Here is a 14,985-nt window from a genome sequence, read left to right as displayed (position 1 = left end):
CTGTTTAATACAACTGAATCTTACCCATTTTTCCTTCACCGCGCTCATTCAAATACTGCATCACAGGCGTAGCAAGCAGTCTTGCTTCTGCAACCGTTTTCGCTTGCACCAAGCGCTTTTGTTGGCGACGCTCAGGCGTCTTATCCTCTGCTTGCATGACGCTGCCATCGATTTGTAAGTCAATTTCTGCTTGGGTGAACTGCTGTTGCAGTTTAGCCGCCAATTGCTGAAACGTAGTTTGTAAATGCCGACTATCTACACTGGTTATAAATATTGCCTTGCCATCACATGAGCCCGTCATCATGCCTTGACGGGCAAGTGCCAATTCGTCTTGAGCCAAGATCTCCGCTTCGCGAGCCGTTTGTAACCAATAGTCCCATTTTTCTGGTGTCCACTCACCCAGCAGTTCTTGCGGTGGGCAACGCAGTAAAGTACGTGGATCATCAAGTTGCGTTGTTAACTGAGAATTATTTGCATCAGGCTCAACAACTGGTTCAGGCTCAACAACTGGTTCAGGCTCAACAACTGGTTCAGGCTCAACAACTGGTTCAGGCTCAACAACTGGTTCAGGCTCAACAACTGGTTCAGGCTCAACAACTGGTTCAGGGTTAGTAACTAAGACATCATAATTTTTCTCATCATTTTGAGCCAAACTTGATTCAATATTGTTATAGCTCTCGACTTGCAAATGATCATTATCTCGTGCTTGATAATCAACATCATAAGACTGTAATGGTGGTGCGGAAGCCGAGTGGCTAGTTGATGACTGTGTAGAACGTGTAGCGGTCACATCTTCTATAGCTGGCATTTCAGATGATACAGAGCCAGCATAAGTATGATTTAATATCTCATCGACTGACAACGGACGAAATGCCAGCAGGCGTAAAATGCACATTTCCAGCGCCTGCATCGGTGTGCTGGCAAGCTTAACACCTTCACGTGCTTGCACGACAATTTCATAATACAGTTGCAGGACGTCTGGGCTCATATGCTGCGCAAGCGTGTTAATATCTTGTGCCTGTGCCTCATTCACATTTAATGCCACTTCAGGCAGCAGCTGGGTCAATGCCAATTGATGCAGTAACTCAGTAAGACCATCAAACATACTCGTCGCATCAACCATTTGCGCGCGCATCTGCTCTATATGAGCCGCGACAGCAGGCTTATCATGATTATATATATCAGTAATTAAACTGACCAAATCAGCCGCATCAATCAAGCCAAGCATGGCGTTTACAGTGACATCATCGAGCGCACCTTGACCAAAAGCAATGGCCTGATCTGTCAGTGACAACGCATCACGTACTGAACCTTTCGCAGCACTAGCCAACTGCCAGAGTGCAGGCTGCGTATAGCCTACTTTCTCTTGGGTCAGGATATTTGCTAGATGCTCGCTGAGTAGCGTTTGCGGCAATGGACGTAGTACGAACTGTAAACAGCGCGAAATAATGGTAATCGGCAATTTTTGTGGATCAGTCGTGGCAAGTAAGAATTTTACATGCTCAGGTGGTTCTTCCAAAGTTTTAAGAAGCGCATTAAAACTGTGTGTGGACAACATATGCACTTCATCAATCAGGTACACTTTATAACGCCCTTGGCTTGGCGCATAAGGCACGTTATCCAGCAACTCGCGGGTGTCTTCTACTTTGGTACGGGATGCCGCATCAATCTCGATAAGATCGATGAATCGCCCTTGATCGATAGCCACGCAGTTATCACACACGCCACAAGGCGTACTAGTGATACCTGTATCGCAGTTCAAACATTTAGATAAGATACGCGCAATCGTCGTCTTACCCACACCGCGTGTGCCCGTAAAGAGGTAAGCGTGATGCAGACGGTTATAATCAATCGCATTAATCAATGCTTGAGAAACATGCGTTTGCCCAATCAACTCATGAAAGTTTTTGGGGCGGTATTTGCGAGCTAAAACTTGATATTGCTGCGACATAGCTATCCATTGTGCCAAGTAGTTAGAGTGCTTATTTTGAATACTATTTTTCGATATTTATTATAGCAAAAAGCCAGCGCATTCGTCTGGCTTCTTACTGATTCGATAAGCGACTTTGATTAAGTACTAATGAGTCATTAGTCAACTTTACGGCGCATATGCGGGAATAAAATCACATCACGGATACTAGCCGAATCGGTAAACAACATCACTAAACGGTCAATACCGATACCTTCACCTGCGGTTGGTGGTAAGCCGTAAGACAAGGCTTCGATATACTCTTCATCAAAATGCATGGCTTCATCATCACCAGCGTCTTTTTCAGCGACTTGCCCACGGAAGCGTTCTGCCTGATCAGCGGGATCATTAAGCTCACTAAAACCGTTGGCCAGTTCACGACCACCGATGAACAGCTCAAAACGATCGGTAATTTCAGGATTGTCATCACTACGGCGTGCCAGTGGTGAAGTTTCAGCTGGATATTCAGTGATAAAAGTTGGCTGACGCAATTGGTGCTCAGCAGTTTCTTCAAAGATAATGGTCTGTAGTTTACCCACCCCAAACACATCTTTCACTTGCTGTTTAAGCGTCGTCGAGGCGTACTCTGCCAGATACTCACGGTCATTGATACGTGTCATATCGAAATTTTCGGCATATTTTGCAATCGCATCAGACATAGATAAACGTATGAATGGCGCTTTCAAACTGATGGCTTCTTCTTGATAAGTAATCTCAGTCGTGCCCAAAATATCCATCGCCAATTCATTAAATAAGCGTTCGGTCAAATCCATCAAGTCATGATAATCAGCATACGCTTGATAAAACTCAATCATGGTAAATTCAGGATTATGGCGAGTTGATACGCCTTCGTTACGGAAGCTGCGGTTAATCTCAAACACTCTTTCAAAACCACCAACGACTAAGCGCTTCAAGTAAAGCTCAGGCGCGATACGCAAATATAAAGGCATATCTAGAGCGTTATGATGGGTCACAAATGGACGCGCCACCGCACCACCTGGGATAGGATGCATCATCGGCGTCTCAACTTCCATGAAGCGCTCATTTAACATAAACTTGCGAATACCGCTAATGACTTGACTGCGAATCATAAAGGTATCACGAGTCGTCTCATTGGTCATCAAATCAAGATGACGATTACGATAGCGCGCTTCCACATCGGCTAAGCCATGAAACTTGTTTGGCATTGGACGTAGCGCTTTAGTCAACAACTGAAACTCTTCGATATGCACATATAAATCGCCTTTGCCTGAGCGACCGATATAGCCTGATACGCCAACAATATCACCCAAATCTAGTGATTTAATAGTCGCCAACGTCTCTGGGTCCAACTCTTTGCGTGCAACATATAACTGAATGCGACCCGTCATGTCTTGAATAACAATAAAGGCACCACGGTTCAGCATGACGCGACCTGCCACGTTGACCTGTGTTTTTTCGCCATTCGCCGCTTTTTCTTCAATTTCTTGTTTTGAGACGCCGTCAAAGGCTGTTTGCAAGTCTTGCGCATAATCAGTACGTTTAAACGTATTTGGATACGGCTGTTTGCCTGAAGCACTGATATCGTCTAGCTTGGCTTGTAACTGCGCAATCAGCTCGTTAGCGTCTTCTACAACTGGGGTTTGGTCTTGGTTCTGATTATTGTGCTTTGACATAACACTCTCAATATTATTAGGTAATTAAAAGAATAAACGAAAACTGCAAAATTAAATCTATACTTATTATCATAGTCGATAGCCGTAAAAAAACAGCTATAAACAAACAGACACTGTCATATAGACAGTGTCACGCTTTTATGAATTAATGATTCACGACCAGTTATTGAGCCTCTGGTCATTAATATACTGATGGTTGCTAATCACCACCACCAATACTGGCCATCAAATCAGCTTGATGCTCACGTAACAGTGCATCAAGAATCTCATCCAAGTCGCCTTCCATAATGGCATCAAGCTTGTATAACGTCAGGTTGATACGGTGATCGGTCATACGACCTTGTGGGAAATTATAAGTGCGAATGCGTTCTGAACGATCGCCACTACCCACCAAGTCTCTACGGATAGTATCTGCTGCATCAACTTGAGCCTGTACTTTGACTTGCTGAATCTTTGAAATCAGCATTTTCATCGCTTGCGCACGGTTTTTGTGCTGGCTACGCTCTTGTTGACACTCTACCACGGTACCCGTTGGAATGTGTGTCAAACGTACTGCTGAGTCAGTGGTGTTAACGTGCTGACCACCGGCACCACTTGAACGGAAGGTATCAAAGCGGATATCAGCTGGATTTAGATCCACTGTATCATCAATCTCAACCTCAGGCATGACCGCAACGGTACAAGCTGACGTATGCACGCGACCTTGGCTTTCGGTTTCAGGCACGCGCTGCACACGGTGTACGCCTGATTCAAACTTTAAGCGACCATACACGCTATTGCCTGATACGCGAGTGATGATTTCTTTATAACCGCCATGCTCGCCTTCGCTTGCCGACAGCACTTCCACTGTCCAGCCTTGTGTCTGCGCGTACTTTTGGTACATTCGGAACAAGTCACCAGAGAAAATTGCGGCTTCATCGCCACCTGTACCCGCTCGAATTTCCAAGAAAGCAGGCACTTTATCATTCGGATCTTTTGGTAGCATCATGACATTGAGCGCCTCTTCCATCTCTACGATGGTCTCGCGGGCGTTATCAATCTCTTCTTGCATCATCTCTTTCATGTCAGGATCTGAGGCTTCTTTTAACATCGCCTCGGCATCAGCCTGATCCGTCTCTGCACGCACATAGTTCTGCCATAAAGTAGTGATATCCATCAAGTCGCTGTGCTCGACAGACAGTTCACGGAATTTATTATTATCGCTGATGACACTAGGATCTGATAATAAGGCGGTGACCTCTTCATAACGGTCTACCATCTGGTCTAAACGCAGGCGTAAGGATTCTTTCATAAAAGGACTTTTAATTGGATGAGAGGAATAAGACCGTGATTATAGCAAATTTTTCGGGGTAAATTAAAACCTCTAAGCATTCTTGTCGATATTCTAAGCATTCTGCCCGTTATATTCTCAAATAGCGCTTCATTCTTGAATAATATATTGCTCAAATAGTGCGATTGAGTGTTCATAACAAAAATAACAGACAAAAAAATAGCTAAGATTGCTCTTAGCTATTTTTTATTAGGGCGTATCCTCATTTTAAAAATGGTGATAAAAATGAGATAAATAGCAGTCAAACAAGGAAAATAGCGCAGATAATATCGAGATATTACCTAGTTATTTGACAATGTTTGGCAAAATTTAGCCATTTTTAGCCCATTTAGACAATAATCGATTGAATTGAGGACACGACCTAGTAACAGATTTTACTTTAGAAATTAAACCTTACGTACCAATACTGAACCGATAGAGTAACCAGCGCCAAATGAACAAATAACACCCAAATCACCTGATGCTAGCTCATCTTTATAGCGATGGAAAACAATCATCGGACTGGCTGAACTGGTGTTAGCAAATTCAGCAATGACACTTGGCACGATGGCTTTATCGGCGTCTTTACCAATGACAGTACGTAGGATTAAATCCAACATATTGGCGTTGGCTTGGTGCAACCACATCATCTTAACGTCAGATGTTGGGATATCGTTTTCTTGTAAATGCGCGCTGATGACTTCTGAAACCTTTGGACAGACTTCACGGAACACTTTCCGACCATTTTGTAAGAAGAGCTTGTCGGTGACTGGCTCTTTGATGTCTGGATACATCTCAGTCTGTGCCGCTAAGAATTCTGAGCGATCCATAAAGCCGTATTCGTTTTTGATATTGGTCGAAAACTGGGTAAATAGCTTAGAGTTAAGAATCTCATAACCTTTTGGCGTATCTAGCTCTTCGACGATAGATGCTGTTGCGACATCACCAAAGATAAAGTGGCTGTCACGGTTACGCCAGTTCAGATGCGCTGAAGTAATCTCAACGTTGACCACAGCGATGCGCTTAGCCAGACCAGAAACGATAGAACCGTGTGCTTGCGACAGACCAAAAGTCGCGGCACTACAAGCAACGTTCATATCATAAGCAAAACCGCCAATCATACCGATTGCATTTTGAATCTCGATAGCGACCGCAGGATAAGTACGCTGAAAGTTTGAACAGGCAAGGATGATACCATCTAGATCATTCGCTTCAAGACCCGCATCTGCTAGCGCGTCTTTCAAAGCTGCAGTACCCATTTCTGCCATAATAGACAGCTCTTCACCTAAATGACGATAAGGAATCACTGGTGCCATGATTTCAGGATCTAAAATACCATCCTTTTCCATCACATAACGTGATTTGATACCAGATACTTTTTCGATAAAGGCTGCTGAAGAAGGCTCTAGGGCAGTCAAAGTTCCTGCTGCTATCTCGTCAGCATGCTTTGCATTATAATTCTCAACATACTTATTAAATGAATCTACTAGCTCTTCATTACTGATGCTATAAGGCGGAATATACAGGCCAGTGCCTGTGATACAAGTCGTCATGATAAGCTTCCTTGTCTACTACTATAGGGCTTGGGATAAGCATAAAAGTGGAAAAATAACAGTCGTTTGATTTCAGTGAATAACTGTAAACTTAAAATCAGAGCCTTTATTATGCCTGAATATAATTATTTTTCTAATACTTTGTTACAAATAATCTGTTTGTTGCGAAAAATAAGCAAAGTTTGCCTTCATTTTGGAGCAGCTACGTTATAATTGGCGCACTTTGGTAGCGACACGTTCACAATTAGAGCGCATAAAACTGCGAGACATAAACCCGCTCATACTTGGTAATACTCATGGTAGAAATTTTTAACTGGTTATTTGGACAATACGCTGACTATCCCACTGTCTTTATTGCTCTTGAATTGGTTGCCGTCATATTTGGGGTAGCAAGTGTCTTGCTCGCCAGCAGAACCAATATTCTGGTATTCCCAATAGGGCTAGTCAGCACCGCTATATTTGTCTATCTGCTGTGGAAATGGCAGTTATTTGGCGATATGTTTATCAATGCCTATTATACGGTGATGAGTCTGTATGGCTGGATCAATTGGACACAGAATAAAAAAAACACAGCAATAAAAAAGCAGCAGGATTATATCAACCCTACTGGCCAGCAGCAAAATAAATCGTTAGCAGGCACCACTGCCCAAAATGCTATTGACGTAGAACATCTAGATAAAAAAGATTTGCCAATACTGGCATTACTGGCCACAGCGACTATTGCCTTTGTCGCATTGGTATATTACTTCAGACCAATCATTAATAATAACTTTAGTTTTGATGGTGCAGTATTAGGTCTGCATTTATTTACGTGGGTCGATTACACCGATATGCTGACCACCGCGCTGTTTTTGATGGCGATGTGGCTGATGGCGCGGCGCAAAATTGAGCATTGGATACTCTGGATAATCGCCGATGCTATTTCAGTCCCACTGTACTTTTATAAAGGTCTCACTTTTACTGCGCTACAATACGTAGTCTTCACTCTTATCGCAATTTGGGCTTACTATGAATGGCAACGACGTTACCGCTTGCAACCTAAAGCAGCATACGCCTAAATCGGTCATCAATGTCGCTATCCTAGGGGCAGAGAGCACTGGTAAGACCACACTATGTCGCGACTTGGCAGCGCATTTCGGCTGCCCTTGGGTGCCAGAATACATGCGCACCTATCTACAAACGAAATGGGATAAAGAACACTTGACTTGCACTTGGGAGGATTTACTCCCTATTGCGCAAGGTCAAATTGAGTTAGAAAACAAATTTGCTGAGCAAGCAGCTCAAACCGATCACAACCATTATTTATTTTGTGATACCAGTCTGTTTGAATTAATGGTTTATGCCAACTGGTATTATGGCGATTGCCCTAAAGCGCTCACCAATGCGGCGTTAGCACATCATTATGATTTGATTCTATTAACCGAAGTTGATATCCCATGGGTCGCCGATGACTTACGAGATAGCCCCCATCAACGCGAAGAGATCAGTGCTTATTTTGAAAGTCAGCTGACCCGTCACCAAAAGCCGTTTCATCGCATAGGTGGTGATAGAGACGAGCGGGTACAACAAGTGCTCGAATGGCTGTCTTAAATTCACCCTATACCACGTTATAAGTAAGTGACCTACAACCTTTCAGAACCTTAAGAGATGTCCATGCTAAAAAACCTTGAACGCTACTTAGAAAAAACCATCTTTAACAGCCGCTGGATATTAGCGCCTTTTTATTTAGGGCTGGTCTTAGGGATTATTTTATTATTTATAAAATTCATTCAAAAAACAGTCATGATGTTTAATACTGTATTTAGCGCTTCTGTATCAGACGTCATTGTTAATATATTGGTGTTAGTCGATCTCTCCTTAGTAGCCAGTTTATTATTAATTATCATATTTAGTGGCTATGAAATATTTGTCTCAAAAATTGACACTGGTGATCACGTTGATCGACCTAGTTGGATGGGAAAAGTAGATTTTTCTGGTCTAAAACTAAAAGTCATCGGTGCTATCGTCGCTATTTCTGCGATTGATCTTTTAAAATCATTTATGGATATTCCTAATGAATTGAGTGATGGTGAAGCGGACAAACTCATGTGGAAAGTCATTATTCATATGACTTTTGTATTGTCTGGCTTATTATTTGCTATTATGGATAAAGTGGTTGGCGATACTAAAAAACACTGATACCAGAAAATACTAAGGCTTATTTTTCCACATACTCTCCATCGTTCTTACATATTTTTTCTTCATTCCTCCTCTATGCTCTTCTTTGAACCTACTGACTGTTATAGGTACAGTTTTGGACTAAAGATTCATATGAGGAGCTTTCATGCAAAAAACACTATTGACTAAATTGTCCATCATCGCCGGGCTTTGTATTATTTTTGCCATCGGTCTCGGTATGATTGGCTCGGTCATCTACGAACGACAAAATTATGCCGCGTCGGTGGTCAAAGAAATTGCCCAGCAGCACGTCAATCCGCAAGAAGTCATCACTCCATTTATCATCATTCCTACCACAATTACGCCTGAATGTCAGGTTGCAGCACCTGAAACAACCAGTAAGTGTGCACCATCCTACTCAAAAAATGAAATTGTCTTCGCCAGTCAGACCCAAGCCATACAAGATCTTGAAGTAAGCACTGATACCTACAAACGTGGCATCTATCATGCGACCAGTTATGATGGTGCGTTGACATTTGACCAACGCTATACATTTGATCAAGCCATCAGTAGCTTGTATGGCAATACGAGCATGACTAGTGACACACAAGGTTCTGTCAGTACACCCGCCAATAAAAATAACACACAGCCAGAAAAAACCATCATTCACTGGAATGCAGCAAAATTGATTATTCCAGTATCAGATCTGCGCGGCGTTGCGACTCTGCCAACGGTGACCATTGATAAAAAACCGATAAAAGCGACCTACCCTCAGACAGCGCTGCTGAAAAATCTGACCTATGTAGAAGTAGCTATTCCGCAAGATATATTACAGCGTTCAGTAAAAAACATAACGAGCCAGCAGAATGGCAATACCATCCTTGCTACGAACAGTGCTAGCGAGTCACTAACCAGTACAGAAATCATCATTGATTTACCGTTAGCTGGTATTAGCAATGTAAACACCGTGCCGACTGGACAAAACTTTAACTTAACGATGCGCAGTAATTGGCATGCGCCAAACTTTATTGGCAAGGCACTTCCCAATGCCAAAAAACTCACTGCTAAAGGTTTTGAAGCCAGTTGGCAAAATCAGTATTTAACAATAGCCAACAATCAAGATTTGTCGCAGTGTGTCAGCCTCGCTAACAACCGATGTATTGTCACCAGTCAAGCCAGTCTCGATAGCAATAGCCAGTCAATGGCTTCTGATGATGTGATTACAGCAATAGAAGGCGCTGCCACAGCAGAAGGTAATGCCATACCTGATAGCTATCGAAACGTGCGCCTGAACAGCTTTGGTGTGAGTTTTGCTGAGCCTAATGACGTGTATTTACAAACTGAACGAACGATGAAATATGCCTTATTATTAATCTTAGTATCATTCGGCACTTTCTTCTTATTCGAAGTCATTAAATCTAGCCGCATCCACCCTATTCAATATCTGTTGGTCGGTTGTGCGCTGTTGGTTTTTTATGTCTTACTATTACCACTTGCTGAGCAAATTGTCTTTTGGAAAGCATATGCCATTGCTGCCAGCGCGTGTGTTGGACTCATTGGTTGGTATGCTTATTATGTACTGGGCGGCGTCAAGCGAGCGGCGATTTTTACTTTCACACTGGCAGGATTGTATGCGTCGTTTTTCGGTATATTAACCACCGAAGATATGAATTTATTGCTTGGTGCTGTCTTCTGTTTTGTCCTACTCGCTTGCGTGATGGTCATGACGCGTAAAATTGATTGGTATAAAATTGCCTAACTCAGTTAGGGCATATTAAAAACGTTTAGTGTAGGGCGGTCTTACGTTGGTATAATTGGCTAAAACTGCCAACATAAGACCGCTCGATCTACTCATAAATAATTCAATATAGCTATCATCTCATTCATTATCATCTAATGATCTCACTATTCAGGGCCTTCGCCCAGTCTCGACATCCATTCTCACAGCGTTCACAGAGCTGATTGGGGTCAGATATGTGATCGACATAGCCGCAATGCATACATGCGTAATATGTTTCTGACTCTATCTCTTCGACAGGTTGATACTGCTTAGGGAAAAGCGGCATACCATAGCCAGTGTTTTCAGGCGGATATAACAATATACTAAAATTACCGTCTGTCTCTAGCAGGCCTGTACGCACTTGACCCAAATGCTCGACCCCTTGTTGGCGCATTTCAGTAAAAAACTCATCATGAGACATTTTACCCTTTTTAATCTTATCGAGTACCAGCATTCCGTCTTCTACAATATAGAGCGATTTCCCTTCTAATAAATCTTCAAAAGGTTGGAATTCCATCATGATCCACGTGCACAATCGATAAAGCAGGATAACGGCGCTCATGACCAACACCGCCTGAATAATCGGCAAATCCTCGTTAAACATAGGGTCACCTGCGATAGAACCCAATGATAAAATAATGGTCAACTCAAAGATTGACAGCTGACGGACGCCGCGTTTGCCCGTCAAACGCAAAAACGAGATAATCAGCACAAACATGACGCTGACACGCACCAATATCTCAAGCGCAAATGCCCAAGTGGTGTCATGAATAAAGATACTTGCCCAATCCATATTACTTTTTCCTATCTATTGTTTTTTTTTGATTTATGACAATTCATTTAAGCAATCGTTCTGAATATGCGCTTGACCCACATCACATCACTTTTGCAGTCGGCCTTTATTGTTAATTCAACTATCATCAGTCCAATTTAAAAAATACTTTTGCCCGCAAGTGCAATAAAATATGGTCTGTTGTGAGAAACCTCCCAACTAGCAACTAGTAACTAGTAACTAGTAACTAGTAACTAATTTTTGGCACTTTTTCCAGTATTTTTGCTGGTAAAAAAGCGGTAATAACAACATCCCTAAAAGTCGAATTTGCCTATTTTATTAAAAAACCAGCTTCTTTATTGTAGGAATTATTTTTGAAAGCCACCTTGTACACCGTTATTGCATTAATCGCCTTTGCTGCAAACTCTCTCTTTTGCCGTATGGCGTTAGCAGAAGGTCATATAGATGCTTGGAGCTTTACCATCTTGCGCCTTCTGAGCGCTGCTGTCTGCCTAGGTATTATCATGACCATTCATGCTTATCGGTTACGACAGCACGTGCGAGAGCCTGATAGTATTGCTCACGCTGCTATTTTAAACGACAAAGGCAGCTGGTTAAGTAGCGTGAGCTTAGTGATTTATGCGCTATGCTTTTCGATTGCTTATGTAGAGTTGGATACTGGTACAGGAGCGCTGATTCTATTTTCAGCGGTTCAGCTGACGATGATTGGTTGGGGCATCTATAAAAAAGAGCAATTGAGCGGCTTACAATGGCTAGCATTTATCGTAGCGGTAGCAGGGTTTGTCTATTTGATGCTACCGTCAGCAGCGGTGCCTTCGTTACTAGCAGCGGTGCTTATGGCAATCAGTGGTGCTGCTTGGGGTATATATAGCATACGCGGCAAATCATGCGTGTCACCGCTGCGAGCCACAGGTTTTAATTTCATTCGGAGTCTGATAGCAGCGCCCATACTGTTAGTGATAAGCATGACTTATCTAGACAATATAGGCTTGGAAAACATCAATCTAGGTGATATTACTATAAAAGGAGTACTTTTGGCCTGTGCATCAGGAGCGATCGCATCTGGTATGGGCTACAGTATATGGTATATGGCCATGCCTTTGTTAAAAAACACCCAAGCAGCAGTTGTACAACTGTGTGTACCTATACTCGCTGCGATATTAGGCGTGGTATTTTTATCTGAGCAATTGACATTGCCATTCGTTATAGCAAGCTCAGTTATCTTGGGTGCAGTATTGGTATTTATTTTAAATAGAGAAAAAGCCCCTACGTGAAATATACTCATTCGTTATTTAAAATAAATAGGCTAATAGAGGCTTAGTGATAAAAAAGACAGATAAGATTACTACCATAGCCCTCAAAAACAACATGAAGTTACATTCTCTACGGTATCATGTTGCTTGAAGTAACAACCTGCTTTTACCGATACTTTTGAGGCATATTATGAAAAAATTATTAGCCGTAGCACCTTTTGCTCTATTATTGTCTGCCTGCGCCACTAATGCACCAATTACTACGACCCCAGAGACCAATACTCAGCCAGTCGTCCAATCATTCACTTGTGAAGACAACGGTCAACTCACTGCTGCCTACACTGCCAATGGTCAAACTGCTAACCTAAACGTGACCTTGCCTAAAGTTGGCTTAACCAACGCAAAAATCACTATGGAGCAAGCGGTATCCGGTTCTGGCGCTCGTTATGTGAATAATGTTAACCCTAAAACCACTTACGATTGGCACACCAAAGCGGATTACGGCATCATAACCATCAAATCAGATAATGGTCAAGAATACCGAGTGAACTGCCAACTATAATAATCATAGAAACACACATAAATAATACGTGGTAGTTATTTGAATAAACTCCATGTTTTTATTCAAATTTATTTAAAACGAAAGAGCCAATAGTCAAACTACTGGCTCTTTTTTGTGCTTGACTTTTTGTGCTTGATAATTTGATCTTAATGATCAACATTGAATCACTCAATAAAAAACTGCTTGAATACTTTATGTACCCAAGCAGTTGAAAGTCATGTCGTTTTTATATTTGTTTATAGTTATTAGAGCAGCTATTGAATCAGTTGTTAGGTGTTAACCACTCCTGACCGTTAAATCACAGTCACATGCAAACGTGCATCGACATTGCCGCGTGTGGCATTAGAGTATGGGCAAACTTGATGAGCCGTTTCGACCAGGGTTTGCGCTTGAGCTTCATCAATGCCAGACACTTCAACATACAAATCTATATCTAGGTTATAGCTACCATCAGCTTTCATACCAATACCCACTTGGGTCGAGGTTTTTGAGGCAGTGATTGGCAATTTCATTTGCTGGGCAGTCAGGTTTAAAGCACTATCAAAACAAGCCGCGTAACCCATTGCAAAAAGCTGCTCTGGATTAACACCTTCCTTGTCTGTTTCTTGAAAAGAGACCAGATCAAAACCTAGCGAACCATCGTCAAGACCTGTATGACCAGAACGACCACCCGTTGCCGTTGCTCGCGTTTTATAGAAAATTTTCATCATATATTCCTTATGGATTGGCTTGTTATTGGTATTGTGCAATACGCTGCAAATCAATCTTGCTGCGTTTTGATGCCATCATTATAGAAGTGAACACGCTAATCTGGTAGAGCATTACTACAGAATACTTGCCTAATCCTATAAATATTTATATGATTAGGCAAATTATAAAATAAGCATAAATCATGAAAACAAAAACGGTTGAGCAGCTACTTAGTATATTACCCAAAAACCAAACCATCGAATCAGACATTTCAGGCTTGTTTTTTTATTGTGCCGACAGACCAAGAAAGACTGTCAGCTATATCCAAGAACCTAGTATATGTATCGTCTTACAAGGCACGCGTGAAATTTACTTAGGTTCAGATTGCCAGAGATTTGATGACAGCAGCCTGATGTTCTGCCCTGTCAACATTCCTATAAGCATGCATATCAAACATGCCACTGTAGAGAAGCCTGTCATTGTATTATCTATGAAATTAAATTTAGCATTTATTCGTGAGGTCATGGCAAAAATACCACCTCAGAAAAATGCCGATTATGAGCATCAAGGTATAAAATGGCCGTTAGAAGACACCATATTAACCGCATTCGAACGACTGATAGACTTGCTTAATTATCCAAATGATATAGACTTCTTATCACCTTTAATTCAGCAAGAGATTTATTATCGTTTGCTCTCAGCACAACAAGGTCATAAGCTTCGGCAACTGGTGGTTAACGGCAGTCACACTCACCGTATTTCCCAAGCCACCGATTGGCTAAAAGCACATTTAAATGAGCCAGTCATCATAGAAAATTTGGCCAGTCGATGCGGGATGAGTGTTTCGGGATTTCATCAACATTTTAAAGAAATCACTCAACTAAGCCCGCTTCAATATCAAAAAAGCCTACGATTGATGAAAGCGCGGCAGCTTATTCAACTCGGTGAGGCACAAGTATCGCAAATCGCCATGCAAGTAGGCTATGAAAGTCCCAGCCAATTTAGCCGTGAATATAAACGGCTGTTTGGAGTAAGCCCAAGCAGCGAATTAAATATTTAGCATAATGCTCCTACCATAATGGTTTCTGACTAGGGCAATTCCTCTGCGCATTGACAGCTTCACAAGCAACTACGTACGTAATATAAGTACCTGCTTAACAGGTTCTTACACCTTCCCTTTTTGCAGCCGAACAAACGACGAAATATCTTATTCAAGCAAAAAACAGTTGACTTAAGCTATATATTCATATTATAACATATATAA

Annotated in this window: 13 protein-coding genes; 7 read left to right on the top strand and 6 right to left on the bottom strand. The window is 42.0% G+C overall.

Annotation, left to right across the window (positions count from 1 at the left end):
- Positions 1-4: 4 nt before the first annotated feature.
- From dnaX to JMX93_RS12460, 4 genes are all read right to left on the bottom strand, one after another.
- Positions 5-1,951, bottom strand: a complete 1,947-nt coding sequence (gene dnaX, locus JMX93_RS12475; protein ID WP_499204902.1) for a DNA polymerase III subunit gamma/tau — start codon at positions 1,949-1,951, stop codon at positions 5-7.
- Positions 1,952-2,088: 137 nt separating this feature from the next.
- A complete protein-coding gene (gene lysS / locus JMX93_RS12470; protein WP_499204901.1) occupies positions 2,089-3,624 on the bottom strand; it encodes a lysine--tRNA ligase in 1,536 nt (511 codons plus the stop codon).
- Positions 3,625-3,823: 199 nt separating this feature from the next.
- Positions 3,824-4,915, bottom strand: a complete 1,092-nt coding sequence (prfA, locus tag JMX93_RS12465) for a peptide chain release factor 1 (protein WP_193013082.1) — start codon at positions 4,913-4,915, stop codon at positions 3,824-3,826.
- A 425-nt stretch (positions 4,916-5,340) separates the two neighbouring features.
- Complete coding sequence (locus tag JMX93_RS12460) at positions 5,341-6,486, bottom strand: beta-ketoacyl-ACP synthase III (RefSeq protein WP_499204900.1); 1,146 nt, start codon at positions 6,484-6,486, stop codon at positions 5,341-5,343.
- 296 nt (positions 6,487-6,782) lie between these two features.
- Between JMX93_RS12460 and pnuC the strand changes: the two genes are divergently transcribed.
- The 4 genes from pnuC to creD all read left to right on the top strand — a co-directional run bounded on the left by pnuC (position 6,783) and on the right by creD (position 10,402).
- Positions 6,783-7,544: a nicotinamide riboside transporter PnuC gene (gene pnuC / locus JMX93_RS12455; protein WP_499204899.1), complete on the top strand. Its 762-nt coding sequence runs from the start codon at positions 6,783-6,785 to the stop codon at positions 7,542-7,544.
- A complete protein-coding gene (locus JMX93_RS12450; protein ID WP_499204898.1) occupies positions 7,495-8,076 on the top strand; it encodes an AAA family ATPase in 582 nt (193 codons plus the stop codon). Before pnuC ends, JMX93_RS12450 begins: the two co-directional genes overlap by 50 nt.
- Positions 8,077-8,139: 63 nt before the next feature.
- Positions 8,140-8,664 carry a TIGR00645 family protein gene (locus JMX93_RS12445; protein WP_198331584.1) on the top strand — a complete coding sequence of 175 codons (525 nt, stop codon included), beginning with the start codon at positions 8,140-8,142 and terminating at the stop codon, positions 8,662-8,664.
- A gap of 145 nt (positions 8,665-8,809) precedes the next feature.
- Positions 8,810-10,402: a cell envelope integrity protein CreD gene (creD, locus tag JMX93_RS12440; protein ID WP_499204897.1), complete on the top strand. Its 1,593-nt coding sequence runs from the start codon at positions 8,810-8,812 to the stop codon at positions 10,400-10,402.
- Positions 10,403-10,532: 130 nt separating this feature from the next.
- On the opposite strand, the gene JMX93_RS12435 is transcribed toward creD, so the two are convergent.
- On the bottom strand, positions 10,533-11,216 hold the full coding sequence (locus JMX93_RS12435) for a DUF421 domain-containing protein (protein WP_045447424.1): 684 nt from the start codon (positions 11,214-11,216) through the stop codon (positions 10,533-10,535).
- Between the two features lie 353 nt (positions 11,217-11,569).
- Here JMX93_RS12435 and JMX93_RS12430 point away from each other — a divergent pair, with 353 nt between their 5' ends.
- Positions 11,570-12,490: a DMT family transporter gene (locus JMX93_RS12430; protein WP_499204896.1), complete on the top strand. Its 921-nt coding sequence runs from the start codon at positions 11,570-11,572 to the stop codon at positions 12,488-12,490.
- Between the two features lie 169 nt (positions 12,491-12,659).
- Entirely contained in the window at positions 12,660-13,031 is a 372-nt protein-coding gene (locus tag JMX93_RS12425) for an MliC family protein (protein ID WP_499204895.1), read from the top strand.
- Between the two features lie 293 nt (positions 13,032-13,324).
- On the opposite strand, the gene JMX93_RS12420 is transcribed toward JMX93_RS12425, so the two are convergent.
- Entirely contained in the window at positions 13,325-13,738 is a 414-nt protein-coding gene (locus JMX93_RS12420; protein WP_198331579.1) for an organic hydroperoxide resistance protein, read from the bottom strand.
- A gap of 185 nt (positions 13,739-13,923) precedes the next feature.
- Here JMX93_RS12420 and JMX93_RS12415 point away from each other — a divergent pair, with 185 nt between their 5' ends.
- A complete protein-coding gene (locus tag JMX93_RS12415) occupies positions 13,924-14,781 on the top strand; it encodes an AraC family transcriptional regulator (protein ID WP_499204894.1) in 858 nt (285 codons plus the stop codon).
- Positions 14,782-14,985: the final 204 nt, after the last annotated feature.

Source organism: Psychrobacter muriicola 2pS (assembly GCF_904846535.1).
GTDB classification, from domain to species: domain Bacteria; phylum Pseudomonadota; class Gammaproteobacteria; order Pseudomonadales; family Moraxellaceae; genus Psychrobacter; species Psychrobacter aquimaris.
This window is presented reverse-complemented; position numbering and strand designations above follow the sequence as displayed.